The organism is Micromonospora sp. NPDC005413 (genome assembly GCF_040606435.1).
Lineage (GTDB): Bacteria > Actinomycetota > Actinomycetes > Mycobacteriales > Micromonosporaceae > Micromonospora.
Window position 1 is genome coordinate 55,843 of sequence record NZ_JBEXEV010000013.1, and the last position, 26,040, is coordinate 81,882.

Genomic DNA, 26,040 nt, shown 5'->3' on the forward strand with positions numbered 1-26,040 from the left:
CTCCTCTCGACGACCGACCCGCGCCGGTCACGGTAGCGTCGGCGCGACCCGCACGCAGCCATCGACAACTCCGGGAGGGCACCGTGGCACCCGTTACCGTGATCACCGGCGGCGGCCGAGGTATCGGCGCGGCCACCGCCCGCCGTCTCGCCGCGGCCGGGCACCACATCGCCCTGTGCTACCGCCGCGACCACGCCGCCGCCACCGCCGTCCTGGCCGACCTGCACGCCACCGGCGCACAGGCCATCGCGGTACGCGCCGACACCACAGACCCCGACCAGGTCACCGAGCTGTTCGACGCCGCCGCCCAACTCGGCCCGCTCACCGGCCTGGTCAACAACGCCGGTGTCACCAGCCCCATCGGGCCGTTCACCGAGCTGCGCGTCGACGACCTGCGCCGGGTCGTCGACGTCAACCTCGTCGGTTACGTCCTCTGCGCCCAGCAGGCCGCCCGACGGCTGACCGACGGCGGCGCCATCGTCAACGTCTCCTCGGCCGCGGCGACGCTCGGCAGCCCCGGGGAGTACGTGCACTACGCCGCGGTGAAGGCCGCCACCGACACCCTCACCGTCGGCCTGGCCAAGGAACTCGCCCCGCAGGGCATCCGGGTCAACGCCGTCGCACCTGGCATCGTGCGCACCGACATCCACGCCGACTCCGGCGTACCCGACCGCGCCGACACTGCCGCCGGCCGCATCCCGCTGGGTCGCGCCGGGGAGCCCGACGAGATCGCCGCCGCCATCGCATGGCTGCTCGGCCCGGACGCCTCCTACACCACTGGCACGGTGCTACGCGTCTCCGGCGGCCTGTGAGCCGGGGCGCCGCGCGCCCCGGCTCACCTCATCAGTGGGTGAACAGTTTCGCCGCCGTGATCACCGTCTGCGCCACCCCATAGCCGAGCAGCGCCGCAACCACCAACCAGGAAATCCACAACCGGGCCTGCTGCCCATGTCGGCTGTCGTCGCTCATCGCGTGCCACTCCTCTCCGCCGTCTTGTCCTCATCCACGTTCCGATCCGCTGGCGGTTCGTGGTACCGCTCGGGCACCGCCTTGATCAGCAGGTTGGCCACGAAGCCCACCGCCAGCACACCGACCATGGTGAACAGCGCCGGCCGGTACGCCGCCGCCGTCAACGTCCCCGGCTTGCCCTGCGCGTCGAGGAACCCGTTGACGATCAGCGGGCCCGCGATCCCCGCCGCCGACCAGGCGGTCAGCAGCCGGCCGTGGATCGCACCGACCTGGAAGGTGCCGAACAGGTCCCGCAGGTACGCCGGCGCCGTGGCGAACCCGCCGCCGTAGAACGACAGGATCACGCACGCCAGCAACACGAACAGCGCCGTGGCCGTCTGCCCGACCAGGGCCAGCAGCGCGTACAGCACCATGCCCACACCCAGGTACACCAGGTAGATCGGCTTACGCCCGATGACATCCGAGGTGGACGACCACACGAACCGGCCGGCCATGTTGAACAGCGACAGCAGACCCACGAACCCGCCGGCCGCGGCGACGGTCACCGCCGAGGTGCCGTTGTCGCGGAAGAAGTCCTGGATCATCGGGCTGGCCTGTTCCAGGATGCCGATGCCGGCCGTCACGTTGCAGAACAGCACCACCCACAGCAGCCAGAACGAGCGGGTCTTCACCGCGTTCGCCGCCGACACGTTCGCAGTGGTGACCAGCGGTTTCGCCGCTACGCTCGCGGGGTCGAAGCCGACCGGCCGCCAGCCCTCCGCGGGCACCCGCACGTTCGCCACCCCGAACATCATGATCACGAAGTAGCCCAGGCCGAGCGTCACGAACAGCCACACCAGGGCGCTGCCCGACGCCGTCGACCCCGCGTTGGCCGGGTCGTAGCCCGCGTCGTAGAACGACAGCAGTTGCCGGGACAGGGGAGAGGCGACCATCGCCCCACCGCCGAACCCCATGATCGCCAGCCCGGTGGCCAGGCCCGGCCGGTCCGGGAACCACTTGATCAGCGTGGAGACGGGAGAGATGTACCCGATCCCCAGACCGATGCCGCCGAGCAGCCCGTAGCCCAGGTACAGCAGCCACAGTTGCTTCGTGGCGATCCCCAGCGAGCCCACCAGGAAGCCCGCCGCCCAGAAGCAGGCGGAGACGAACATCGCCTTACGCGGCCCGTTCGCCTCCACCCAGGTCCCGGCGACCGCGGCGGACAACCCGAGCATCACGATCGCGATGCTGAAGATCACCCCGATGGCTGTCTGACTGACGTCGAAGTGGGCGATCAGCGAGTTCTTGTAGACGCTGGTCGCATAGACCTGGCCGATACAGAGGTGGATGGCCAACGCCGCCGGGGGGATGAGCCACCGGCTGTAGCCGGGCGGCGCGACGGTGTGCCGACGATCGAGTGCGGAAAGCATGCGCTGCTTCCTCTCCGAAGCGGACGAGAAACGTCCACCCCAACGTGCCCACATCAGGCGGAAGCCGCAAACCTCACCGTCGCCGGACGGTCGGTCCGATGAGCTGAGCGGTCAGTCAGCACCGACGGGATGGCGAACACCAGCGCCGCATCCGCCGTCCGGATGACCCCGGATGACGATCGGCCACATCCATGTGCGGCGGCCCCTTGGCAGCGGCTAGGAAGAACGGATGGCCAACGAGATGACCGTTCCGCTGCTGCCCTGCGCGTCCATCGACGACATCGTCGCGTTCTACGAGGTGCTCGGCTTCCAGACGACGTATCGGCAACGTAAGCCCAACCCGTACGAGGCCCTCGCCTATCGCGCCGAAGTGGCCATGGTGCTGCACGAGCCGGCGACGGCGGCGACGATGCTGGACCGCATCGACCGCGTCGCGCTGAGCACGGACGAGACCGAGCGGGCGACGGGGGCACTGCAGGGCTCCGCCGACATCGCGGCAGCGCTGGCCTAGAAACTCCCTAGCTGGCCGGGGCCGACCGCCATGGCGAGCGCGTCCTGGACGTCGGTTGATGCCCCCGACTCGTACCGGAGCATGAACTCGGCCTCCGCCAGCGCAGCATGCCCTCCGCGGTCACCGCAGGTCCGGGGTGTGCCAGCCGCTGGCGAGCGCGTCAGCGTCCGCCGGGCCCCAGGTGCCCTTGTCGTACGTCCGCACCTCAGCCGGCAGATCCAGGATCGGCCCGACGATGCGCCACTCCTGCTGGATCGTCTCGGCGCGGGCGAACCGCAGATGCTGCCCGTCCATGGCGTCGTCGAGCAGCCGTTCGTACGCCTCCTGGCGACGGCCCAGGGCCGAGCCGAAGTCCACGGACAGGTCCACGGGACGGCTGGCCACCTCGGCGCCCGGGTTCTTCGCCTGGATCGACATGGTGATGCCGTCGCCCCGGCCGAGCCGGAACCGCAGCAGGTTCGGCGGCGCCACGGCACCGCCGACGGCGGGGATGAGCGAGCGCTGCGGCTGCTTGAACTCGACCACGACCTCCGTCGCCGTGCCCGGCAGGGATTTCCCGGTCCGCAGGTGGAACGGCACCCCCGCCCAGCGGGGGGAGTTGACCGTCAAGCGGGTGGCGACGAACGTCTCCGTGTTCGAGTCCGGTCGGACGCCCGGCTCGTCCCGGTACCCGGCGTACTGCCCCCGCACCGTGGACTCCGGTGACAGCGGCTCGATCTGCCGCAGCACCGCGACCTCGGCCGCGCGGAACGCGTCGGTGTCGTCGGCGACCGGCGCTTCCATCGCGATCAGCGCGACGACCTGCAGGATGTGGTTCTGCAGCACGTCGCGGGTGGCGCCCATCGTGTCGTAGAAGCCCGCGCGGCCCTGGGTGCCGAAGCCCTCGGCGAGGGTGATCTGAATGTTGTCGATGTGCTCGCTGTTCCACAGCGGCTCGAACAGTCGGTTGGCGAACCGGAAGGCGTAGAGGCCCTCGACGGCTTCCTTGCCGAGGTAGTGGTCGATGCGGAACACGCGCTCCGGGTCGAAGGCCCCGCGCAGCGTGCGGTCCAGCTCGTGGGAGGACGGCAGGTCGCGCCCGAACGGCTTCTCCACGATCACCCGGCCACGGTCGGCCAGGCCGACCGCCGCCAGGCCTTCGACGACGGAGCCAAACACCGCCGGAGGGATCGCCAGGTAGAAGATCGGACGTTCGGCGCCCTGCAGGCGTTCGGCCAGCCGCTGGTACGTGGTGGGGTCCGCGTAGTCGCCGGAGATCATCGAGAGGTTGCGCGCCAACGCGTCGAACGCCCCGTCGTCGACCTCGTCGTTGGCCTCGGCGACCGACTTGCGGGCGGTGGTGACGAGTTGCTGATCATCCCAGGGGGAGCGGGCCACGCCGATCACGGGGACGTCGAGGCGGTTGCGCCTGGTCAACTCGTACAGCGCCGGGAACAGCTTCTTCGAGACGAGGTCTCCCGTGACGCCGAACAGCACTACCGCGTCTGAGCGCACGTGCATGGTTCTTCCATCCGATTGAGTGAACCTGATCTTCCAACCGGAGAACCCCCCGGCCCATCCTCGAATTCCCGCCGAGGGAGCCGCGTGAGGACGGCGACAGCGCGGCCATGCGGCACTGTCCCCGCGGCACCTTCACCATGATCGACGTGGCCGCACACTGGCGACGGGTGGGTTGACCGCTCCTACCACAGCCCCCTATCGTTCCAGTGCGTTGAACGGCGTACGGCTCAGTCGAACGATTTGGCGGTATCGAATGGTCGAGGCACCTCTGGGCATCATTGTTCCACCGGCCAACCCGACGGTGGAGCCCGAGCTTCGCCGCCTCCTGCCGCCGCGCGTCCGCTACCACGTCGCCCGCCTGCCGGTCGTGGACGGCTCGCTCGCACAGCGGCTGGATCGCTACGCCGAACTGCTGCCGGACACCGCCGCCACCCTGCACGGCCTGGACCTGCGGGCCACCTACGTCGCCTGCACCGGCTGCTACTACCGGCCGGGGCAGACCGACGTGAACCGCACCGACGAGGCGGCGACCGAGCGGCTCGGCACGCCGGTGTTCGGCGCCGCGAGCGCGGTACGCCAGGTCCTCGACCGCCTCGGAGCGCGGTCACTGACCCTGGTCTCGCCGTACCCGGACTGGCTCACCGAACAGGCCGCGGCATTCTGGCGGGCGACCGGCCGCAGTGTCGGCACGCCGGTGCCGGTGCCCGGCACGGGCGCCATCTACGACCTCGCCTCGACCACCGTGCGGGACACCGTGCACCAGGTGCTGCGGGCGCTGGCCGACGGCTTCCCGTCCGGGCATGCGGTGCTGCTGACCGGAACGGGCGCGCCCAGCCTGGACGTACTCGACGAGGTCGTGCCGGAGGCACCCGTGCCGGTGCTCTCCTCGAACCTCGCGGGCGCCTGGCAGCTGCTGGAGATCGCCGGTACCCAGCACCTGGCCAGCGAGTCACACAGCCCGGCGCTGCGACACCTGGCCGCCGCCCTTGCTCAGCCCCCCGTGACCGGAATCGTCGGCGGCGTCGCCGGCGGGAAGGAGTGAACGTGGCGCCACCCAGCCACCCCGTGCAAGCACCGGTCGTCGTCCTCGGCGGCGGACCGGTCGGCATGGTGACGGCCCTCGCCCTGGCTCGACGCGACATTCCGGTGATCGTTCTCGAACGCGGCCACGACGAGGTGCAGTCGGAATGGCGGGGCTCGACCGTGCATCCGCCGACGACCGAGTTGCTCGACGAGCTCGACCTGGCCGCCCCGCTGCTCAAGGATGCGGTGCGGGTGCGCCGGCTGGACTACCGCGACCTTGAGCTGACCGAGTCCGCCTGCTTCTCCTACGAGGTCCTGGAGGGCGAGACCCGGTATCCCTTCCGACTGCAGTACGAGCAGTACAAGCTGGTCCGGCTGCTGCGCCGTGCCGTCGCTGAGACGCCGAACGTGGACATGCGGTTCGGGCACGACGTGGTCGGCCTGCGCCAGAACGACACCGGCGTCGAGTTGGACGTCGCGGTCGACGGCGCCCGAGCCGTGGTGACCTGTGGTTGGGTGGTGGCCGCCGACGGCGCACACAGCACGGCCCGCAAGTTGCTCGACGTCCCGTTCCCCGGCTTCACGTACCCGTCTCTGAGCCTGGTGGTGGCCACGCCGTTCCGCTTCGAGGACGTGGTGCCCGATCTTGGTGCGGTCGGATACTGGTCCGGCCCGCAGGGCCGCTTCTCGCTGATCAGGACACCGGACATCTGGCGCGCGGCGCTGTCGACGCCGACCGGGGTCGACGACGAACCCCCGGCGGGCACCCACCCGGCCTTCCTGGCCGCCGTGAAGCTCCTGCTGGGCGGTCAGCCCGACGCCCGCGAGCTGCCGCTCAGCCAGCACCAGCTGTACCGCAGCCACCAACGGCTCGCGGCCTCCTTCCGGATCGGCCGGGTGCTGCTGGCCGGCGACGCCGCCCACCTGAGCAGCACCACCGGGGGCATGGGTCTGAACTCGGGAATCCACGACGCGATGGCGGTCGCCGCCGCGTTGGCCGAGCCTGACCAGGACGCGGCCACCACCGAATACGCGCAGCGGCGCCGATCCGTCGCCGAGCGTTTCGTCCAGCCGACCACGACGGAGAATCGCACCTCGGCCGACGGGGTGGAGGTGGCGGGGCGTCGAGAACGGCTGAGCCGCCTGCGAGCACTCGCCGAGAACCCCGAGGATGCCCGAAAGTACCTGCGGCGTGTCAGTATGCTCGGGATCCAGCATTAGGCGCCGGGCATCGACCAAAGCCAGATCGGGCCGTTCGCTGGCGTGCGGGAATCGCACGTACGAGAGGTGATCGAATGGGATCAGCGGTGCCGGTGACTGAGTCAGAGGACGGCCATCGCTACACGACGAGCGGCCTGGGTCGCGCGCTCGCCGTGATCGACCTGCTCGCCGAACGCAGCCCCGAGATGATCGGGGTGTCCACTGTCGCGCGAGAGCTGAACCTGCCCAAGGCGGTGGCCCACCGGATCCTCAAGGAGTTGACGGTCAACCAGTTCGTCACCTTCGACGAGGACACCCGACGGTATCGGCTCGGGCCGGGCGCCCTGGCGGTCGGCCTGGCCGCACTGCGCGCCATCGACGTCCAGGCGATCACGAACCGGCACATGCGGCAGCTGGTGGAGGCCACCGGGGAGACCGCGACGTTGTCGATGCGGCAGGGCTGGGTACGGGTCTACACCGACCAGGTGCTCTCGCCGCACGAGATCCGGATGTCCGTCACGCTCGGCTCCCGGCACTCGCTGGTCGCCGGCTCGTCGTCCAAGGCGATCCTGTCGGCGCTGCCCGACACCGAGATCGCCGAATACCTCGCCACCCACGAGCTGGTCTCGGTCACCCCGGCGACCATCACGTCGGTCGAGCAGCTCTGGACCGACCTGCGGGCAATCCGACAGCAGGGCTACGCGGTGAGCCGGGGCGAACGCCAGGCCGGCGCGGCGAGCGTGGCGGCGCCCATCCGGCTCGCCTCCGGCGAGGTCTACGGGTCGCTGTCGCTGTGTGGCCCACAGGACCGCTTCTCATCGCAACTGCTGGCCGAGTACGGCGACCTGGTGGCCGACGCCGCCCGCCAGGTCAGCGCCGAACTGGGCTACCAGCCCGCCTCGGCCGAGGCGGACCAGGGGCCCGCGGAGCGGAAGCGGCCGGCCCGGCGTCAGGCGACCCGGGTCGCCGCGGACCAGGCTGCGACCAGCTCGACCGAGGTCCTGGCCTCGCAGAAGTAGAACCCCAGATTGCGGATCGCCGGCTCGGCGAGGTCCGCGCGTGTCCAACCGACCAGGTCGGTCGGCATCGTGGCGGCCAGGTCCGCCATGTACGCGTCCCGGATGGTGGAGTCCACGCAGACGTTGGCGGCCGTCCCGACCACCACCACGTGGTCGCGTCCCTGCGCGCGGAGCAGATTGTGCAGGGGCGTGCCGACGAAGGCGCTGTAGCGCGTCTTCTCCAGGTGGCAGTCGCCCGCCTCGGGCCGCAGGCCGTCGGCGAGTTCGGCGCCCCAGGAACCCGCGGCGCAGACGCTGAGCGGGCTACGACCCATCGCCTCGGCGCGCGCCCGCCTGGCCGGTGACACGAGCTGTTCGTGGGCGGCCTGGCGTACCCAGATGACCAGGCAACCGGCGGCCCGTGCCCGGTCGAGGAAGCTCGGCAGCCGGCGGGCCAGTTCGGTGTTGACGCGGACGTCGGCGCCGAGCTTCGCCATGGCGCCGGTGGGTGCGCAGAAGTCGTTCTGCATGTCGATGACCAGCACCGCTGTCCGCTGCGGCGGGTGTTCCATGGCAGTTCCTCCGGAGTTGGGGGATTGGTAAGGAACTAGTGGTATCGAGTCGGCCCCTGCGAACCATTGACCTTGCCGCCGAAGATAGCTTACGTTCCCTCCAACAGAACGGCGTACTGCACAAGCGAACAATCCCGCGTGAATCGCGGGTCGGTCGGTGACAGGGGTAGCCACATGAGTGCGATCAAAGTGGAGGGCGTCAGCAAGGTCTTCGCCGGCGCCGGCGGGCAGTCGATGCTCGCGCTGAGCGACGTCTCGCTCGACATCGCCGACGGCGAGTTCGTCGTGCTACTCGGTCCGTCCGGGTGCGGCAAGACGACACTGCTACGGATCATCGGCCAGCTGGAGAGCCCGACCGTGGGGCGGGTCCGACTCGACCACGGCGTGCGAGACGACGACGCGGACCGGCCGTTGGGTTTCGTCTTCCAGGAGGCCACCCTGATGCCCTGGCGGTCGACGGGCGCCAACGTCGCCCTGCCGCTGGAGATGGCCGGCGTCGGCCGGCGGGAGCGCACGGCCAAGGTCCGCGAGATGCTGACCCTCGTCGGGCTTCCCGAGGCGGAGAACAAGTTCCCGCACCAGCTGTCGGGCGGCATGCGGCAGCGAGTCTCCATCGCCAGGGCGTTGGCGCACGACCCCCAGGTGCTGCTCATGGACGAGCCCTTCGGCGCCCTGGACGCGCAGACCCGCGACATGATGAACGCGGAGTTGCAGCGCATCTGGCTGGAGAACCGCAAGACGGTCGTCTTCGTGACGCACTCCGTCTCCGAGGCGGTGTTCCTGGCCGACCGCATCGTGATGCTGGGGACCAAGCCCGGCCACATCCACTCCATCACCGAGGTGACGCTGCCCCGGCCGCGCACCATCGCCATGACCGAGTCCGCCGAGTTCCGCTCCCTCGCCGCCGAGCTGCGCCGCCAGATCGGCGAGGTGCAGGAAAACGACGTCCAACCTGCCGTCTCGGCCTGACCAGCACTTGAGGTGTCGCACGTGACCACTACTGAACGGCGCCACCCGGCGCCGACGTCGTCTTCTGGGCAACCGCTGCGTCCCCCGCCGCCGAGCTGGTCGCAGCGACTGCGCAACAACCGCTGGCTGTCCTTCTACACCAGCCCTCTGCTGATCGCGTTGTTCCTCCTGGCCTGGAAGGTCTACGTCGAGGTCACGGACCTGTCCCGGTTCGTGTTGCCGGCGCCGGAGGCGGTGTTCAAGTCCTTCGTCGAGCAGATCACCGACCCGTTCGTGTGGCAGACCCACATCTGGACGACCTTCTACGAGGTCATGATGGGCCTGGCGCTGGCGATCGTTCTGGGCGTGGGGCTCGGCCTGATGATCGGCAAGTCGCCGCTGTTCGACCGGATCGCCCGACCGTTCATCGTCGCCACCCAGGTGGTGCCGAAGGTCGCGCTGGTGCCGCTGTTCATCCTCTGGCTCGGCTTCGGCCCGTCGTCGAAGGTGGTCATGGCGGCGTTGCTGGCCTTCTTCCCCCTGCTGGTCAACACCTCGTTCGGCATCCGCTCGGTGCCAAGCTCCATGCACGACCTGATGACAACGCTGAAGGCATCGCGCTGGGAGCGTTTCTGGAGGGCCGACCTGCCGTACACGGCGCCGTTCATCCTGGCTGGCATGGAGCTGGCGGTCGTCCAGGCGACCATCGGCGCGATCGTCGGCGAGTACCTCGGCGGCGACAAGGGCCTCGGCCGGTACGCGGTCAACCTGCAGAACGGTCTCCAGGTCGACAAGCTGTTCGGCGCGATCCTGATCATGGCGCTGTTCGGCTTCACCCTCTACAGCGTCGTGACCGGCGCCCGCCGGCTCCTGATCCCCTGGCACGAGTCCGTGCAACCCCGACGCACGCCCTGACGGGCCGCGCCCTCACATCACCCCCGATCCATGGTCGGCGCCGCGTCGCGGCGCGGGCAGGCATCTCCTTGCCTCGATCCGTCGCACATCCCCCATCACATCCTCGGCACCGGGAGATTTTCATGAAATATGACCGTTCCACCGGCGCGCCGGTCTCGCGACGCTCGTTCCTCCGGGCCGGCACCACCGCGGGGCTCCTGCTGCCCAGCGCCGGCGGCATGACCCTGCTGCTCACCGGCTGCGGCGGCGACGACAACAAGGTCAACGCCGACGGCAGCATCTCCGGCTCGTACATGACCGCGTCCGGCATGACGCTGAGCTTCGTGGAGACGATGGTCGCCAAGGAGCGCGGATTCTTCGCCGAGTACGGCGTGAACCTGGACATCAAGGGTGGACAGGGCACCGCCACTGCCATCCAGGCAGTGCTCGGTGGTTCGGCCGACCTGACCCGGGCCAACGGCATCAACGCGATCATCGCAGTGGCCAACGAGCAGGCGCCATTCATCAGCATCGCCAGCGTGCGGCAGAAGTCGCAGTTCGAGGTGGTGTCCCTGCCGAACAGCCCGATCCGCAATCCGGCGGAGCTGGCGGGACGCACCTGCGGCATCGTGTCCACCGGTGGCGCCACCGAGAACCTGCTCGACGTCATGCTGATCAATGCCGGTGTCAACCCCAAGTCGGTGAAGCGTCCGGTCACCGGTGTCGGCACCGCCGCGTACGAGCTGGCCCGCAAGGGTGACGTCAATGCCTGGGTCTGCGTCAACACCGACCGGGCCACCATCCAGAAGGAGATCGGTGAGGTGGTCTTCTTCAACACCGACGACTTCGCACCGATGCCGTCGGACTCGTACAACACCAGTTCGAAGATGGTGGAGTCGGGCAGCGACATGCCGGTGAAGTTCCTCGCCGGTGTGCTCAAGGCCATCGACTACGCCAGCAAGGAGGAGAACTGGGACCAGGTCGTCAACGACCTGCGCAAGTACAACCCGGAGGCCGACCCGGCCCAGGCGCGCGCCGAGTTGCCGCTGCTGGTGGAGAGCTGGCTCGCGGCCGGTCCGGACAAGGCCCTGCAGATGAACGACCAGACCTGGCTCAATGGTCAGGAGAGCCTCATCAAGGCGAAGCTGGTCAAGTCCGCGGCACCGATCGAGAAACTGATCAACCCGGATTACCTAGAGCGCGCGAGGAACCTGTGACGGCCGGACCGGCCGCCGACAGCGCCGCCTCCGCGGTGCTGGCGGCGGCCGCCGCCAGCGGCGTGCAGCGGCTGTGGTTCAACAGCGGCTCCGAGCTGACCTCGTTCCAGGAGGCCAGCGCGCAGGCCCGACACCGGGGCGAGCCGACCCCCGAGGTCATCACCTGCCCGCACGAGCATGTGGCACTCACCGCGGCGATGGGCGAGACCATGGTCTCCGGCCGGCCCGCCATGACAGCGGCCCACGCCGACCTCGGCCTGTTGCACCACGGTGGCGCCATCCACAACGCCATGTGGGGCGACCACCCCATCATGATCATGTCGGGCTACCCGCCCACCCGGGCGGAGTCGCGCACCTCGCCGGTCTTCTGGAAGCAGCAGCGCTGGGACCAGGGCTCGATCGTCCGGCAGTACGTCAAGTGGGACTACAAGCTGTCCGCCCTCGACGACGCCGGCCTGGTCGTGGCGCGTGGCCTGCAGGTCGCGCTCGCTCCCCGGCGGGGCCCCGTCTACCTGGCGATGCCCGAGGAGGTGGGCCGGCACCCGGTCGCGACCAGCGGCCCGGTCCCGAGCGCCCAGATGCTCGGCATTCCGGTCCTCGGCCCCGGCGACCCCGGCGTGGTCAGCGAGGTGGCCCGCCGCCTGACGACCGCCCGGCGGCCGGTCATCGTCACCGACCGGATCGGCGTGAACCCGCAGGCCGTGGCGTTGCTGGCCGAGTTGGCCGACACCCTCGGCGTGGAGGTGCGCGCCTCCCGCTACCGGATGAACCTGCCCGACGGCAACCCCTGGCACACGACGGCGTCGCTGGACGAGTTCGATGTCGTCGTCGTGCTGGACCACCCCGTGCCCTGGATGCCCGCGCTGGAACGGCCGCGCGACGACGCGTGGATCGGCTGGGCGGGACCCGACCCGATCGAGAGTCGCGTTCCGCTGTACGAGCTGCGCGCCGACGCCCGTACCACCGCCGACCCGGCGGCGTTCCTCGCGGCCGTACTCGCCGAGGCCGGCGCGGCCGGGCCGGGCGACGCGGACGCCGTCCGTCGGCGCCGGCAGCGGCCGGCCTCGGGTGCGGCGAGGGCCGGCTCCGGCGGTACGCCGGCCTCCGGCGTACCCACCCCCGCGCTCATCGCCGCGGCGCTGGACGGGCACCTGCGTCCCGACGACCTGCTGACGTGGGAGGTGTTCGACACCGCGTCGGTCCGCCGGACGAAGCCGGGCACCCTCTTCGAGAAGGGTGGTTCCAGCCTCGGCTGGTCGGTGGCGGCGGCGACCGGCGCCAGCATGGCCTCCGGCGGCGCACACGCGGTGGCGGTGACCGGGGACGGTTCGTACCTGTTCGGCTCACCGGACTCGTGCCTGTGGTTGCAGCAGCAGCACGACGCCCCGGTGGTCACCGTGGTGGTGAACAACGGCGGCTACCGCACCGGCACGACCACGCTGGCCGCGCACTACCCGGACGGCCTGGCCGTCACCGAACCCACGGTGATCGGCGGCCACCTCACCCCGTCGCCGGACTTCGCCGGGCACGCCCGCTCGCAGGGCTGCTACGGGGAGCGGGTGGTCCGGGCGGCCGACCTGGCCGGGGCCCTGGACCGGGCCCGGAGCGCGGTCGCGCGTGACCGTGTGCCGGCCGTGCTGGACGTGTGGGTGCCCGAACACCTCACCGGGTCGATGGATCCGGATCGCCGGGCGCGCCCGGTTCTCGACGAAGGGAACACCGATGGCTGATGTCGTCTCGCCTATCGACGCCCGGGTCCTGACCCGCGTCGCACCCGCCTCGCCGGCCGAGGTGGACGCCGCCGTCCGGGCGGCACGCGCCGCCCAGCCGGCATGGGCCCGACGCACCGGCAGCGATCGAGGCCGGATCCTGCACGCGGTCGCCGATCTCATCGAGGCCAGGGTCGAGGAGCTGGCCGAGACCGAGACCCGCAACACCGGCAAGATCCTCAGTGACACGCGGCGCGAGGTACGCCGAGCGGCGGGCAGCTTCCGCTACTACGCGGGCTGGGCCGACCAGGTACGCGGCGAGACCATCCCGGTCGGACCGGAGTACCACACCTACACGGTGCCCGAGCCGCACGGCGTCGTCGCCGGCGTCATCCCGTGGAACGTGCCGTTCTTCTTCGCCGCCAAGAAGATCGCGCCGGCGCTCGCCTTCGGCAACGCGTGCGTGCTCAAACCGGCCGAGGAGACGCCGTTGACCGCCCTGCGCCTGGGCGAGCTGCTGGCCGAGGCGGGCGTGCCGGACGGCCTGGTGCGGGTGCTGCCGGGCGGCCGGGAGACGGGCGCGGCCCTGGTGTCACACCCGGACGTCGACCTGATCGTGTTCACCGGGCACCACGACACCGGAAAGGCGATCGCCCGCTCGGCGGCGGCCAACCTCACCCCGGTGGCGCTGGAGCTGGGCGGCAAGTCGCCGCAGGTCCTCTTCCCCGACGCCGACCTGGATCGGGCGGTCGACGCCGTGGTGCTGGGCGTCTTCGCCTCCTGCGGCCAGATGTGCATCGCCGGTTCACGGCTGGTCCTGCACGAGTCCATCTACGACGAGGTTCTCGACCGGGTGGCCGAGCGGGTGCGGTCGCTGCGGGTGGGCGACCCGTTCGACGAGCAGACGGACCTGGGTCCGCAGATCACCGCGGCGCAGCGGGACAAGACGGTGGAGTTCATCGCCGAGTCCACCGCCGCCGGCCGACTGGTCGCGCAGGCCACGCTGCCCGACGACGAGCGGCTGCGTAACGGCTTCTACGTACCGCCGACGGTGTTCGACCGGCTCGACGACGACGCCCGTCTGCTGCGCGAGGAGGTCTTCGGGCCGGTGCTGGCGGTGTCGTCGTTCCGCGACGACGCCGAGGCCCTGCGGCTGGCCAACGACACCGAGTTCGGCCTCGCGGCGGGCGTCTGGACCGCCGACATCGCCCGGGCCCACCGGTTCGCCGGGCAGGTACGGGCGGGCACGGTGTGGATCAACACCTACCGGGTGCTGTCCGACCTGGTGCCGTTCGGCGGCGTCGGCCTGTCCGGCTACGGCCGGGAGAACGGCACCGAGGCAGCCCGGCTCTACCTGCGCCCGAGGTCGGTGTGGACCTCGCTGACCAGCGGCACCCCGCAGGGGTACGGAATGGGAGGCGCGGGTGCGGCAGGCTGACCGGCCGGCCGGTGCACCGGCCGACGCGCCTGCCGCCGAGATGGGACGCGGCGGTCTCGCGTTGTTGCGGGACCGCCGCTTCGGCCCGTACTTCTTCGGGTCGCTGGCGTCCAACACCGGCACGTGGTTCCAGAACGTCGCGGCGATCCTGACCATCTATGCGCTGACCCGCTCGGCGTTCATGGTGGGTCTGGTCACCGCCCTGCAGTTCGCCATGCAGTTGGTCCTCGCCCCGGTGATCGGGGCGCTGGCCGACCGCGCCGACCGGCGGCTGCTCATCATCGTGGGGCAGACGTTGGGCGGCGCCGCCGCGGCTGTTCTCGCGGTGCTGGCGTTCCTGGACGCGTTGAACCCCGGGCTCCTGCTCACCTTCATCGGACTGTCCGGGGTCGGTCAGGCGATCACCGGCCCGGCCGCGCAGGCGCTGGTGCCCAACATCGTCGGACGGGCCGACGTCCCCCAGGCGATCGCCCTGCACTCGCTCACCTTCAACCTGTCCCGCGCCATCGGCCCGATCGCCGGGGCGGCCACCTACGCGGTGGCCGGCGCCGGCACGGCGTTCGCCGTCAACGCGGCCAGTTTCCTGGTGTTCGCCCTGGCGCTGACCGGTGTTCGGCTGCCCCGGTCGGGCGACGGGACCCCAGCGCGCGGCCGGCTGGGCGTGTTCGGCGGCGTCGCCTACGTGCGCCACCGCCCCGAACTGGTGCGCTGCCTGGTCGCCGTGGCCCTGATCGGGTTGGCGATGGAGCCGATCAACACGCTGTCCCCCCTGTTCGCCGAGGGCTTCGGCGGCGGCGACCTGATGGTGGGCATCTTCATCACGTTCTTCGGGGTCGGCTCGGCGTTGATCGCCGGCTGGGTCGGCAAGCTGCGGCGGACGGTGGGCAGCGGCCGGACGGGGGCTCTGGGCGTGGCCGCGCTGGGTGCCGGGATGGTGGTGCTGGCGGTGAGTCCCGGGCCGGTGGTGGCCACCGTCGGCATCGCCGTCGGTGGAGCCGGCTACCTGCTCGCCGTGAGCGACGTCAACGCCACCATGCAGCAGGGACTGGCCGACGCGGTTCGCGGCCGGGTGATGGCGCTGTGGTCGATGTGTTTCCTCGGTATCCGGCCGGGTGCCGCGATGCTGCACGGCTGGCTGGGTGACACGTTCTCCGCGCGTACCGGCGCGTTCGTCGCGGCGGCGGCGGCGCTGGCCGCCGCCGTGGTGCTGCGCGGCGGGCTGCCCCGTCCCCGGTCGGCGACCGGGCGGGCGCGGCGGGGATCTCCGGCATCCCGTTGACCCCGAACCAGATCGACGTCTATTCTGCTGAGCGAAACACTGTTCGCTTCATGCGAACAAAACGAGTAGGGGAGGCCCAGTGCACGACGGACCGTTGACCGGACTCCGCGTCATCGACGCCTCGACGATCCTGGCCGGACCGCTGTGCTGCCAGATCCTCGGCGACTTCGGTGCCGACGTCATCAAGATCGAACACCCCGTCGCCGGAGACAGCATGCGCGGACACGGCCACGCCAAGGACGGCGTCCCGCTGTGGTGGAAGGAGATCTCCCGCAACAAGCGGACGGTCGGCCTCAAACTGTCCACACCGGAGGGCGCCGACCTGCTGCGGCGCCTGGTCGCCACCGCCGACGTGCTCGTGGAGAACTTCCGCCCCGGCACGCTGGAACGGTGGGGGATCGGCCCGGAACACCTCCAGGAGATCAACCCCGGCCTCGTCGTCGTCCGCATCTCCGGCTTCGGCCAGCAGGGCCCCTACGCGCACCGACCCGGCTTCGGCACGCTCGCCGAGGCGATGAGCGGCTTCGCCCACCTGACCGGCGCCGAGGACGGCCCGCCGACACTGCCGGCGTTCGGCCTGGCGGACAGCATCTGCGGCATCGCCGCCTCCTCGGCCACGATGGTGGCGCTGTGGGCCCGCGACCGCAACGGCGGTAAGGGGCAGGTCGTCGACATGAGCCTGCTCGAACCGATCATGATGGCGGTCGGTCCCGGACCCACGATGTACGACCAGCTCGGCGTGGTCGAGCACCGGCACGGGAACCGGTCCACGAACAACTCGCCGCGCAACACGTACCGCACCAGGGACGGCGACTGGGTGGCGGTGTCCACCAGCGCACAGTCCATCGCCGAGCGGGTGCTGCGTCTCGTCGGGCACCCGGAGGTCATCGACGAACCGTGGTTCGCCTCCGGGCGGCAGCGGGCCGCACACGCCGACCTCCTCGACGAGTACGTGGGCGGGTGGATCGCCGAGCGCACCCGCGACGAGGTCATGCGCGCGTTCGAAGAGGCCGGCGCGGCCGTCGCGCCCGTCTACACCGCCCGCGACATCGTCGCCGACGAACACGTCCAGGCCGCCGGGATGGTGGTCAAGGTTCCTGACGCCGACCTCGGCGAGGTGCTGATGCACAACGTGCTGTGGCGCATGTCCGACACGCCCGGTCGAATCCGCTTCACCGGTCGACCCCTCGGGGCCGACACCGACGACCTTCTCGTCAACGAGCTGGGCTGCACCCCCGACACCGTCGCCGAGCTGCGCTCGCGGCAGATCGTGGCCTGACGGCCGCCACCACCGAAGGGTAAGAATTGTCGTGACCACAACGAGCATCACCGCCGGAGCCAGCCCGGCGACCGGGACTCGGGCGCTACTGGCCGCCGTCGACGCCGGAGTACGGGTCTACGACCTGGGCCGTCGCCTGACCATCGGCATGCCGCAGTCACCGAACCATCCGCCGTTCTGGCATGCCCTGCCCCGCCGGCACGGGGACGCCGTAAGATCCGACGGCGGCTCCGCCGCCAACGACATCATCACCATGGGCACCCACGTCGGCACCCACGTCGACGCCTTCTCCCACGTGTCCCAGGACGGGCGGCTGTTCGACGGCTCCGACGCCGCAGACGCCGGACGCGGCGGCCGGTACGCCGAACTGGGCGCGCACACCATCGCCCCGATGGTCCGCCGGGGCGTGCTGCTCGACGTCCCGGCCGCCCTGGGCCAGCCCGCCGGCTGCGCTCCCGGGTACGAGATCACGCCACAGGACCTGTCGGCCGCGGCCGAGCGGCAGGGCACCCCGGTCCGGCCCGGCGACGTGGTGCTGGTCCGCAGCGGCTGGGGCACACTGTTCGACCACGAGGACCGCACCCGCTACGTCGGGCACGACACCGGCGTACCCGGAGTCGCCGAAGCCGGCGCCACCTGGCTCGCCGATCAGGGCGTACACGCCGCCGGGGCGGACACCATCGCCTTCGAGTGCCTACGACCGAGGGCCGGGCACAGCGTCCTACCGGCCCACCGCGTGCTGCTGGTGGAACGCGGCGTCTACATCATCGAGACGATGGCGCTGGAGGAGTTGGCCGCCGACGGTGTCCACGAGTTCCTGTTCGTGCTGTCGCCTCTGGCCATCTTCGGCGCCACCGGCTCGCCGGTCCGCCCCCTGGCGGTGATCGTCAATGGCTGAGCAGACCCTCGCCCGCCAACTCGCCGCCTTCGCGGCCCGCACGGCCGCCGAGCCCCTGCCCGAGCGGCTCGCCACCAGCGTGCGCCAACGGGTGCTCGACATCCTCGGGCTGTGCGTGGCCGCGCACCGGCTGCCGACCAGCCGCGCCGCGTTGGACTACGTCGCCGACCAGGGCGGGCGCGCCCACGCACACGTCGTCGGGCTGCCCGACGCGGTGCCGGCGGCGCAGGCCGCGTTCGGCAACGGCGTACTCGCCCACTCGCTGGACTACGACGACACCCACCTGCCCTCGGTGCTGCACCCCAGCGCCGCCGTGGTCCCGGCGGCCCTGGCCGCCGCGCAGGCCGCCGGCGCCGACGGCGCCGCGCTCACCAACGCGGTCGCGGTCGGCATCGAGGTGACCGTACGGCTGGGGATGGCCGGCTTCGACCCGGTGCTGAACAACTCGGTGTTCTTCGAACACGGCCAGCACGCCACCTCCATCTGCGGCGCGATGGGCGGCGCCGTGGCCGCCGGCATGCTGCTGGGCCTCGACGAGGACGGGCTGCTGGACGTGCTCGGAGTGACCGCCTCCATGGCCTCCGGGGTGATCGAGGCCAACCGAACCGGCGGCACGGTCAAGCGGCTGCACTGCGGCTGGGCCGCACACAGCGCCGTCACCGCCGCAGACCTGGTCCGGCGCGGCTTCACCGGGCCGCCCACCGTGCTGGAGGGCCGGTTCGGTTTCTTCACCGCCTTCCTCCGCGGTGAGGCCGACCACGACCAGGTCACCGACGGGCTCGGCGAGCGGTGGGCGGTGCCGGACATCTTCTTCAAGCCGTACCCCGCCAACCACTTCACCCACGCGGCCATCGACGCCGGCCTGGCCCTGCGCGCGCAGGGCGTGCCCGTGGACCGGATCGAGCACATCGAACTGCGGGTACCCGCCGCGGTGATCCGCACCATCGGGGAGCCGATCGCCACCAAACGCGCCCCGGACACCGGCTACCAGGCGCAGTTCAGCGGGCCGTACGCGGTCGTCGCCGGCCTGCTCGGCGGCGGCGGGCTGGGGCTCGGGCTGGAGGACTTCACCGACGAGCTGGCCCGTGACCCCCAGCGCCGGGCGCTGATGGCCCGCGTCGACGTGGTCCCCGACGACGAGTGCAACACGATCTTCCCGCATCAGTTCCCGGCCATCGTGGCGGTACGCACCGACGACGGACGGACGTGGCGCGAGGAGGTGCTGACCAACCGCGGCGGCCCGCAGCGACCCCTGTCCGACGCCGAACTGGCGTTGAAGTTCCGGGACAACGTCGCCGGGCGGGTCGACCCGGACACCGCCGACCGAGTGGTGGCCACCGTGCTCGGCCTGGCCGACGTCACGGACGTCGGCGACCTGCTGCGCCCACTGACCCGACTCCGGAGCGGCACCGGCTCCGACTGACACCGCACCCACTCCGCTGTCCGCCAACCTCAGGAGCACATCGTGGAACCTTTCGATCTCGTAGTGAAGAACGTCAGAGTGGTGCGGCACGACCAGGCCGAGCCCGCGGCGCTGGACATCGGCGTACGCGACGGACGGGTGGCAAGCCTCGCCCGCTCGATCGACCCCACCCGCGCGAACACCGTCGTCGACGCCGGCGGCAAGCTCGCCTTCCCGGGCGTCGTCGACGCGCACCAGCACTGGGGCATCTACCACCCGCTGGCCGAGGACACCGGCACGGAGAGCCGCGCCTGCGCGCAGGGCGGTGTCACCTCCGCGATCAACTACATCCGGACCGGCCAGTACTACCTCAACCGGGGCGGACCGTACCGCGAGTTCTTCCCGGAGGTGCTCAGCGCCACCGACCAGAAGTCGTACGTGGACTACGCCTTCCACGTCGCGCCGATGACCGCCGAGCACATCGACGAGATCCCCGACCTGGTCCGCGACCACGGGATCACCTCGTTCAAGGTCTTCATGTTCTACGGTGGCCACGGGCTGCACGGACGCTCGACCGACCAGAGCTCCTTCCTCATGATCCCGCCGGACGCCCGCTACGACTACGCCCACTTCGAGTTCGTCATGCGCGGTGTGCAGGCCGCCCGCGAGCAGTTCCCCGACCTGGCCGACGAGATCTCGCTGTCCCTGCACTGCGAGACGGCGGAGATCATGCGGGCGTACACCCGGTTGGTCGAGGAGGAGGGCACGCTGAGCGGGCTGGCGGCGTACAGCGCCTCCCGGCCACCGCACTCCGAGGGGCTCGCGATCAGCATCGCCGCCTACCTCGCGCACGAGACCGGCCTGCCCACCATCAACCTGCTGCACCTGTCGTCGGCCAAGGCGGTCGACGCGGCGATGCGCATGGCCCAGGCGTTCCCGCACGTCGACTTCCGCCGCGAGGTGACCATCGGTCACCTGCTGGCCGACATCGACACCGCGTACGGCCTCGGCGGCAAGGTCAACCCGCCGTTGCGTCCCCGCGAGGACGTGGAGGCGCTCTGGGGCTACCTGCTCGACGGCAATCTCGACTGGGTCGTCAGCGACCACGCGTGCTGCCGCGCCGAGACCAAGTTCGGCGAGCCGAAGGACGACATCTTCGTCGCCAAATCCGGCTTCGGCGGCGCCGAGTACCTGCTGCCCGGCCTGATCAGCGAGGGCTCCAAGCGTGGCCTGTCGTACGCCCGTGTCGCCGAGCTGACCTCGTGGGCGCCGTCGCGCCGATTCGGACTGGCCACCAAGGGCGCCATCGCCGAAGGGTTGGATGCCGACTTCTGCCTGGTCGACCCGGACCACACCTGGACGGTACGCGCCGACGAGTCACTGTCGGCACAGGACTACACGCCGTTCGAGGGCATGGAGTTGACCGCTCGCGTCACCGACACGTTCCTGCGCGGCGAGCAGATCCTGCGCGACGGCACCGTGGTCGGGCAGCCACGCGGCCGGTACCTGGCCCGCCCCACCCGGCCGTGACCGCCGTCGGACAGCCCCGGGCCACCGCCCGCAGCTACCTGTACGTGCCGGGCGACCAGCCGGACAAGGTGGCGCGTGCGGCGGCCCGTGGCGCCGACGCCTGCATCCTCGACCTGGAGGACGCGGTGGCACCGGCGAAGAAGGCCACCGCCCGGACCACCGTCGGCGCGTTCCTCGCCGACGCCGCGGCGTCGGCGCCCGCCACTCCGCAATGGTGGGTACGCCTCAACGCGGACACGCCGAGCGCGGACATCGTCGCGGTGGTCGGCCCGCACCTGACCGGCGTGGTCGTGCCGAAGGCCGACGTCGACCTGTTGGCCGAGGTGCACCGGCTGCTCGGTGACGCGGAACGGGATCATGGCCTCCCGGTCGGTGGCATCGCGGTGTTCGCACTGCTGGAGACGGCCGGCGGGGTGCTGCGCGCCGAGGCGGTGGCCGCCGCACCTCGGGTCGAGCGCATCGGCCTGGGGGAGGCGGACCTTGCCGCGGAGCTGCGCCTGCAACCCGGTCCGGACAAGGTGGAGCTGTGGCCGTTTCGCTCGCGTGCCGTCCTGGCCTGCGCGGCGGTCGGTCTCGCCCCGCCGGTGGGCCCGACGGAGACGGCCCTGCGCGACCCGGACCGACTTGAGGCGACCAGCCGGTTGCTGCTGCGCCAGGGATTTCGCGGCCGCACGGCGATCCATCCCGCGCAGGTGCCCGTCGTCAACCGGGTGTTCTCGCCGACGGCGGCCGAGGTCGACGCGGCCCAGGACATCGTCGACCGGCTGGCGGGCGCCGAACAGAGCGGCTCGGGGGTGGCGGTCGCCGCCGACGGGCGGATGATCGACGCGGCGGTGGCCCGCAGCGCCCGGGAGGTACTGGACCGGGCCACCGCGGACCGGTAACCGGTCTGCGGGACCCCGGCCGGCCCCGCGAGGCAGGGGCCGGCCGGGGGGACCGACCCTTGCCTTGTAAACATCATCATGTTTAGCATGTTAAGACTGGTGGTGAAGGGAGAGCCCACATGACCGTCGCGTCCACCGCGCCGACGCACCACCTGCCCACCACCGTGCGGCGGCACACCTGCCAGGTGTTCACCTGCGACGTGACGCTGGCCAGCCAAGGCCCACCGGCCACACCCTTCACCGAAGTGCAGCGACGGTTACGGGCACTAGACCTGATGTACTCCCGCTTCCGCGCCGACAGCGAACTCTCCCAACTGAACGCCGCCGCCGGGCAATGGCACCCCATCTCCGACGACCTGCACGCCATGCTCCGACACGCCCTCACGGTGGCCGTCGCCAGCGCCGGCCTGGTCAACGCGGCGATCCTGCCGCGGCTGCTCGCCGCCGGCTACGTACGGTCCTGGGCGACCGACACCTCGCCCGCCGCACCACCCACGACACCGACGCCCGTGCCACCGCTGGCCTCGCTGCTGGAACTGCGCGACCACACGGCCCGCCTGGCACCCGGATACGGCGTCGACGTCGGGGCGCTGGCGAAGGGCAGGTGGGCTGACGACGTCGTGACCTGGCTGGGCCCCAACTCGGCAGCCAGCATCGGGGGAGACGTGACCTGCCGGGGACCGGGTCCGGACGGCGACGGCTGGCCCGTCGAACTGCCCAACGGCGAGATCCTGCTGGTACGCGACGGCGGCATCGCCACCAGCGGCACCGGCAAACGCCGCTGGGGCACCGACCGCCACCACCTGATCGACCCGGGCACCGGACAGCCGGCCAGCTCCGACATCACCCAGACAACGGTTCTCGCCCGTACCGGCGCCACCGCCGACTGGGTCGCCTCAGCGGTGGTGATCGGCGGCAGCCCCGCGGCGGACCGCCTCACCACCCGACCCGACGTACACCACCTGTGGCTGACCCGAATGGACAACCAACCGACAGGGGAGCGGCACGATGAACCCCACCAGCCGTGAACGCCTCGTCGAGACCACCCGGTTCCGGGCCGCCTTCCGACAGGTGCCCGCACCGGTGGCGATCGTGCTCGTGCCCGGTGGCCCGGCCGGCGTCACCGGCATCACCTGCACCTCCGCCACCTCCCTGTCCGGCGAACCACCGATGGCCATGGTCGCCGTCGACCAGAAGACCGGCCTCGCGCCCCTGGCCGAACGAGCCGGCCGGTTCAGCATCAACTACCTCGCCGCGGACCGCGCCACCTGGGCGCGGGCATTCGCCGCCCGCGGCCGAGACCTCGACGACCTCGCCGCGGCCATGGTCACCGGCCGTACGCCGGTGCCCACCCTCGCCACCGGCACCACCGCGGTCCTCGAATGCCGCACCACCGCCGTACACCAGGGCGGCGACCACTGGATCCTGTGCGGCGAGGTGCTGCACGCCCGATCCCAGACCGACGCCCCGCCACTGCTCTACCTCAACGGGCGCTACGGCACCTTCCAGGCCGACGCGCTCTGACAACCCCGATACACGCACGACGCACCCGCCCCGAAGGCAGGAAAATGCCCCCACCACGGACCCACACCGTCGACGCCGGCGGGTTCACCACCCGCTACTGGGAATGCGCACCCCCCGGACAACCCGAGGGCACCGTCGTCCTCGTCCACGATGGAGCGTTCGGCGGCGACGCCATCGGCAGCTGGGCCGACGTCATGCCCATCCTCGCCCAGCACTACCGGGTACTCGCACCCGACCTGCTCGGATACGGCGACACCGACAAGGTCGTCTACCTGGACCGGTCACCGTACTCCTTCCGCACCGCCCACCTCGCGGCCTTCTGCACCGCCCTCGGCGTCGACGCCGCGCACTTCGCCGGCCAGTCCTTCGGAGGATCCCTCCTGCTGCGGGCCCTCGCCACACCAGCACCCACCCTCCCCGCCCTGTCCGCGGTGAGCATCTGCGGCACCGGCGGCCCGTGGCGATCCGCCAAGGGAACCAGCGAACTCGGCCGCTTCGACGGCACCGAAGAAGACATGCACCGCCTCCTCGCCCTCATGACCGACCACTACGCCGGCTTCGACGAAGCCGTCCGGTTGCGCTACGCCAACACCCGCAAACCTGGACACGTGCAGGCGTGCCTGGCCCCCCGGATGCGCCACCCCACGCTGCCCAGACCCGGCGGCCCCGACGACTGGCCGGCCCCCCTGCGCGACTGCCCCCTACCGGTGCTGGTGGTCGAGGCCACCCGAGACGACCTGCTCGAACCGGACTGGGGCCGACACTTCGACAACCTGTCCCCACAGGTCCACGTGCACCGCATGGACGCCAGACACGCGCCGAACCTCGACCAACCCGAAACGGTCGCCGCCCTCCTGCGAACCTTCTTCACGCAGGGGAGGGGCACACCGTGAGCACGCTGCTGTTCCTCCACGACGCGGACGTGCTACCCGGGCCGGTCGGTGCGCTGAACCTGCTGGCACGCGACCTCGACGTCATCGTGCCCCGACACCCCGGCTTCGGCACACCACTGGACGACACCACGCAGGAATGGGACACCGTCGCCGACCTCGCGCAGCACTACCTGTCCGGCCTCACCGCCGACCTGGTACGCGATCCGGCCACCGGCCCCCTCCACCTGGCCGGCGCGGGCTTCGGCGGCTGGATCGCACTGGACATGGCGGTACGCGCACCACACCTGTTCGCCTCACTCGTCCTCGTCTCCCCGTACGGGGTGAAACTGTCCGGGCCGACCGAGCCCGACTTCGCCGACATCCTGCTGCTCGACCCGGCCGAGGTGGTGGAGCTGGGCTGGGCCGACCCCGCCGCCTGCCGCGACCTGCGGATGCCCGGCTATCCCGCCGGCCTCACCGACAGCGAATACGAGCAGGCGTTCGCCGACCGGGCCGCCCTGTCGCGATACGCCTGGAAACCGTTCCTGCACGACCCACGGCTGCGCCGATGGCTGTACCTGGCCACCATGCCGACACTGGTGCTGGCCGGCGCCCGCGACCGGCTCGTACCACCAAGGCACAGCGCGGCACTGGCCGACCTGCTGCCATCGGCGCACTTCGTCGACCTCCCGGACGCCGGGCACTACCCGTACCTGGAGCGTCCCGACGAGTTCCACCAGCTGGTCCGGTCCTTCCTGAGGGGAGAGGCCCTGTGAGGCTCTACCACTTCACCGAAATGCCCTACCCGTTCGTCCCACCCGAGGCGGAAGAGGCCAACCGGGGCCTCAAATACTTCATGCCCAACCGGTACTACGACCCGGTCCTCGGCCACGAGCTCTACCAGCGCTACCTCGACGAGTACGAACTCGCCGACGAACTCGGCTTCGACCTGATGGTCAACGAGCACCACCAGTCGGCGTCGACCCTGCAGGTGTCGGCCACCCTCAGCGCCGCGTCGGTGCTGCACCGCACCCGACGCGGCCGGGTCCTGGTGCTCGGCACCCCGCTGCCGCACCGGGAGAGCCCCATCCGAGTCGCCGAGGAGATCGCCTACCTGGACTCGGTCAGCGGCGGCCGCATCGACTGCGGGTTCGTCCGCGGCGTCCAGGGCGAGACGTTCCCCTCCAACCAGAACCCCGTGCACAACCTGGAGATGTTCATCGAGGCCCACGACCTGATCAAAAAGGCGTGGACCAGCGGCGACGTCTTCTCCTGGGAAGGCCGCCACTACCACTACCGGTACGTCAGCGTGTGGCCACGCCCGTACCAGCAGCCGCACCCACCGATCTGGGTCAGCGGCACCTCCACCCGACTGGTCGAATGGACCGCCCGACACGGCTACACCCTGTGCAACCTGCTCGGCACGTACGACGACACCGCGACCTCCTTCCGGCTCTACCGCCGAACAGCCGTCGCGGCCGGCCAACCCGAACCCGGCCCGGACCGCTTCGCCTACATGGCCCTGTGCCACGTCGCCCCGACCGAGGAGAAAGCCCGCGACATCGGCCGCAAGCTCATGTACTACCTCAAGCCCGGACGGTTGCGACTCGGAGCGGCCAGCCCACCCGGCTACTTTCCACCGTCCGCGGCCGTGGCCGCACTCCAGGGCCGCCTCGGCGCGGTCCGCTCGATGAGCTACGAGGACCTCATCGACGCCGGCATCCTGCTCGTCGGCACCCCCGACCAGGTGACCGCGCAGATCCACCGCCTCTACGAGCGGACCGGCGTCGGGCACCTCATCCTGATGAACCACGCCGGCGACATGACCAGCAACGAGGTACGCGACCACCTGACCCTGTTCGCCAGGGAAGTGATGCCGGCGGTAACCAGCCTCGGCACCGACTGGCGCGACCAGGACACCACCTGGCGGGTCGACCAGGACCACACACCAGTGCAGGCGGTGCTCTCCAGCGCACTGTCCTGA

At 71.0% G+C, this 26,040-nt stretch carries 25 protein-coding genes; 21 read left to right on the top strand and 4 right to left on the bottom strand.

The window, feature by feature from the left end; translation table 11 throughout:
- The first annotated feature begins 83 nt into the window (after positions 1–83).
- Positions 84–812: an SDR family oxidoreductase gene (locus tag ABZS37_RS16615; RefSeq protein ID WP_355169773.1), complete on the top strand. Its 729-nt coding sequence runs from the start codon at positions 84–86 to the stop codon at positions 810–812.
- A gap of 31 nt (positions 813–843) precedes the next feature.
- On the opposite strand, the gene ABZS37_RS16620 is transcribed toward ABZS37_RS16615, so the two are convergent.
- Together ABZS37_RS16620 and ABZS37_RS16625 are read right to left on the bottom strand one after the other, a co-directional pair.
- On the bottom strand, positions 844–969 hold the full coding sequence (locus ABZS37_RS16620; RefSeq protein WP_260321921.1) for a hypothetical protein: 126 nt from the start codon (positions 967–969) through the stop codon (positions 844–846).
- On the bottom strand, positions 966–2,378 hold the full coding sequence (locus tag ABZS37_RS16625; RefSeq protein WP_355169776.1) for an OFA family MFS transporter: 1,413 nt from the start codon (positions 2,376–2,378) through the stop codon (positions 966–968). The genes ABZS37_RS16620 and ABZS37_RS16625 overlap by 4 nt, the downstream gene beginning before the upstream one ends.
- Positions 2,379–2,607: 229 nt before the next feature.
- Between ABZS37_RS16625 and ABZS37_RS16630 the strand changes: the two genes are divergently transcribed.
- A complete protein-coding gene (locus ABZS37_RS16630) occupies positions 2,608–2,889 on the top strand; it encodes a hypothetical protein (RefSeq protein WP_355169778.1) in 282 nt (93 codons plus the stop codon).
- A gap of 120 nt (positions 2,890–3,009) precedes the next feature.
- On the opposite strand, the gene zwf is transcribed toward ABZS37_RS16630, so the two are convergent.
- The gene (gene zwf, locus ABZS37_RS16635; protein ID WP_355169779.1) at positions 3,010–4,389 is read right to left on the bottom strand and encodes a glucose-6-phosphate dehydrogenase; all 1,380 of its coding nucleotides are present in this window, start codon (positions 4,387–4,389) and stop codon (positions 3,010–3,012) included.
- Between the two features lie 253 nt (positions 4,390–4,642).
- Between zwf and ABZS37_RS16640 the strand changes: the two genes are divergently transcribed.
- The 3 genes from ABZS37_RS16640 (at position 4,643) to ABZS37_RS16650 (ending at position 7,631) form a co-directional block, all read left to right on the top strand.
- Positions 4,643–5,431 carry a hypothetical protein gene (locus ABZS37_RS16640; protein ID WP_355169781.1) on the top strand — a complete coding sequence of 263 codons (789 nt, stop codon included), beginning with the start codon at positions 4,643–4,645 and terminating at the stop codon, positions 5,429–5,431.
- Between the two features lie 2 nt (positions 5,432–5,433).
- Positions 5,434–6,633, top strand: a complete 1,200-nt coding sequence (locus ABZS37_RS16645) for an NAD(P)/FAD-dependent oxidoreductase (protein WP_355169783.1) — start codon at positions 5,434–5,436, stop codon at positions 6,631–6,633.
- A 92-nt stretch (positions 6,634–6,725) separates the two neighbouring features.
- Complete coding sequence (locus ABZS37_RS16650; protein ID WP_355169785.1) at positions 6,726–7,631, top strand: IclR family transcriptional regulator; 906 nt, start codon at positions 6,726–6,728, stop codon at positions 7,629–7,631.
- On the opposite strand, the gene ABZS37_RS16655 is transcribed toward ABZS37_RS16650, so the two are convergent.
- Positions 7,562–8,182, bottom strand: a complete 621-nt coding sequence (locus tag ABZS37_RS16655) for an isochorismatase family cysteine hydrolase (protein WP_355169787.1) — start codon at positions 8,180–8,182, stop codon at positions 7,562–7,564. The genes ABZS37_RS16650 and ABZS37_RS16655 overlap by 70 nt on opposite strands.
- 174 nt (positions 8,183–8,356) lie before the next feature.
- On the opposite strand from ABZS37_RS16655, the gene ABZS37_RS16660 reads away from it, so the two are divergent.
- The 16 genes from ABZS37_RS16660 (at position 8,357) to ABZS37_RS16735 (ending at position 26,040) form a co-directional block, all read left to right on the top strand.
- A complete protein-coding gene (locus ABZS37_RS16660; RefSeq protein ID WP_355169789.1) occupies positions 8,357–9,151 on the top strand; it encodes an ABC transporter ATP-binding protein in 795 nt (264 codons plus the stop codon).
- A gap of 21 nt (positions 9,152–9,172) precedes the next feature.
- Entirely contained in the window at positions 9,173–10,045 is an 873-nt protein-coding gene (locus ABZS37_RS16665) for an ABC transporter permease (protein WP_355169791.1), read from the top strand.
- A gap of 122 nt (positions 10,046–10,167) precedes the next feature.
- The gene (locus tag ABZS37_RS16670; RefSeq protein WP_355169793.1) at positions 10,168–11,241 is read left to right on the top strand and encodes an ABC transporter substrate-binding protein; all 1,074 of its coding nucleotides are present in this window, start codon (positions 10,168–10,170) and stop codon (positions 11,239–11,241) included.
- The gene (locus ABZS37_RS16675; RefSeq protein WP_355169795.1) at positions 11,238–12,971 is read left to right on the top strand and encodes a thiamine pyrophosphate-dependent enzyme; all 1,734 of its coding nucleotides are present in this window, start codon (positions 11,238–11,240) and stop codon (positions 12,969–12,971) included. Before ABZS37_RS16670 ends, ABZS37_RS16675 begins: the two co-directional genes overlap by 4 nt.
- Complete coding sequence (locus ABZS37_RS16680; protein WP_355169797.1) at positions 12,964–14,388, top strand: aldehyde dehydrogenase family protein; 1,425 nt, start codon at positions 12,964–12,966, stop codon at positions 14,386–14,388. The genes ABZS37_RS16675 and ABZS37_RS16680 overlap by 8 nt, the downstream gene beginning before the upstream one ends.
- Positions 14,375–15,667, top strand: a complete 1,293-nt coding sequence (locus ABZS37_RS16685; RefSeq protein WP_355169799.1) for an MFS transporter — start codon at positions 14,375–14,377, stop codon at positions 15,665–15,667. Before ABZS37_RS16680 ends, ABZS37_RS16685 begins: the two co-directional genes overlap by 14 nt.
- Positions 15,668–15,746: 79 nt before the next feature.
- A complete protein-coding gene (locus ABZS37_RS16690) occupies positions 15,747–16,946 on the top strand; it encodes a CoA transferase (RefSeq protein ID WP_355169801.1) in 1,200 nt (399 codons plus the stop codon).
- Between the two features lie 31 nt (positions 16,947–16,977).
- Entirely contained in the window at positions 16,978–17,844 is an 867-nt protein-coding gene (locus ABZS37_RS16695; protein WP_355169803.1) for a cyclase family protein, read from the top strand.
- Positions 17,837–19,267: an MmgE/PrpD family protein gene (locus tag ABZS37_RS16700; RefSeq protein ID WP_355169805.1), complete on the top strand. Its 1,431-nt coding sequence runs from the start codon at positions 17,837–17,839 to the stop codon at positions 19,265–19,267. The genes ABZS37_RS16695 and ABZS37_RS16700 overlap by 8 nt, the downstream gene beginning before the upstream one ends.
- Before the next feature lie 42 nt (positions 19,268–19,309).
- Positions 19,310–20,776 carry a dihydroorotase family protein gene (locus tag ABZS37_RS16705; protein WP_355169807.1) on the top strand — a complete coding sequence of 489 codons (1,467 nt, stop codon included), beginning with the start codon at positions 19,310–19,312 and terminating at the stop codon, positions 20,774–20,776.
- On the top strand, positions 20,773–21,660 hold the full coding sequence (locus ABZS37_RS16710) for a CoA ester lyase (protein ID WP_355169809.1): 888 nt from the start codon (positions 20,773–20,775) through the stop codon (positions 21,658–21,660). The genes ABZS37_RS16705 and ABZS37_RS16710 overlap by 4 nt, the downstream gene beginning before the upstream one ends.
- 119 nt (positions 21,661–21,779) lie before the next feature.
- A complete protein-coding gene (locus ABZS37_RS16715) occupies positions 21,780–22,688 on the top strand; it encodes an FAD:protein FMN transferase (protein WP_355169811.1) in 909 nt (302 codons plus the stop codon).
- On the top strand, positions 22,669–23,184 hold the full coding sequence (locus ABZS37_RS16720; RefSeq protein WP_355169813.1) for a flavin reductase family protein: 516 nt from the start codon (positions 22,669–22,671) through the stop codon (positions 23,182–23,184). The genes ABZS37_RS16715 and ABZS37_RS16720 overlap by 20 nt, the downstream gene beginning before the upstream one ends.
- Before the next feature lie 44 nt (positions 23,185–23,228).
- Complete coding sequence (locus ABZS37_RS16725) at positions 23,229–24,077, top strand: alpha/beta fold hydrolase (RefSeq protein ID WP_355169815.1); 849 nt, start codon at positions 23,229–23,231, stop codon at positions 24,075–24,077.
- Positions 24,074–24,832 (top strand): alpha/beta hydrolase, encoded by a 759-nt coding sequence (locus ABZS37_RS16730; RefSeq protein WP_355169817.1) that lies wholly within the window; start codon positions 24,074–24,076, stop codon positions 24,830–24,832. The genes ABZS37_RS16725 and ABZS37_RS16730 overlap by 4 nt, the downstream gene beginning before the upstream one ends.
- Positions 24,829–26,040, top strand: a complete 1,212-nt coding sequence (locus tag ABZS37_RS16735) for an LLM class flavin-dependent oxidoreductase (protein ID WP_355169819.1) — start codon at positions 24,829–24,831, stop codon at positions 26,038–26,040. Before ABZS37_RS16730 ends, ABZS37_RS16735 begins: the two co-directional genes overlap by 4 nt.

Coding starts and splice junctions, on each gene's coding strand:
- ABZS37_RS16620 (WP_260321921.1), bottom strand. CDS start 969: ATGAGCGACGACAGCCGACATGGGCAGCAGGCCCGGTTGTGGATTTCC.
- ABZS37_RS16625 (WP_355169776.1), bottom strand. CDS start 2,378: ATGCTTTCCGCACTCGATCGTCGGCACACCGTCGCGCCGCCCGGCTAC.
- ABZS37_RS16630 (WP_355169778.1), top strand. CDS start 2,608: ATGGCCAACGAGATGACCGTTCCGCTGCTGCCCTGCGCGTCCATCGAC.
- zwf (WP_355169779.1), bottom strand. CDS start 4,389: ATGCACGTGCGCTCAGACGCGGTAGTGCTGTTCGGCGTCACGGGAGAC.
- ABZS37_RS16640 (WP_355169781.1), top strand. CDS start 4,643: ATGGTCGAGGCACCTCTGGGCATCATTGTTCCACCGGCCAACCCGACG.
- ABZS37_RS16655 (WP_355169787.1), bottom strand. CDS start 8,182: ATGGAACACCCGCCGCAGCGGACAGCGGTGCTGGTCATCGACATGCAG.
- ABZS37_RS16660 (WP_355169789.1), top strand. CDS start 8,357: ATGAGTGCGATCAAAGTGGAGGGCGTCAGCAAGGTCTTCGCCGGCGCC.
- ABZS37_RS16670 (WP_355169793.1), top strand. CDS start 10,168: ATGAAATATGACCGTTCCACCGGCGCGCCGGTCTCGCGACGCTCGTTC.
- ABZS37_RS16680 (WP_355169797.1), top strand. CDS start 12,964: ATGGCTGATGTCGTCTCGCCTATCGACGCCCGGGTCCTGACCCGCGTC.
- ABZS37_RS16700 (WP_355169805.1), top strand. CDS start 17,837: ATGGCTGAGCAGACCCTCGCCCGCCAACTCGCCGCCTTCGCGGCCCGC.
- ABZS37_RS16715 (WP_355169811.1), top strand. CDS start 21,780: ATGACCGTCGCGTCCACCGCGCCGACGCACCACCTGCCCACCACCGTG.
- ABZS37_RS16720 (WP_355169813.1), top strand. CDS start 22,669: ATGAACCCCACCAGCCGTGAACGCCTCGTCGAGACCACCCGGTTCCGG.
- ABZS37_RS16725 (WP_355169815.1), top strand. CDS start 23,229: ATGCCCCCACCACGGACCCACACCGTCGACGCCGGCGGGTTCACCACC.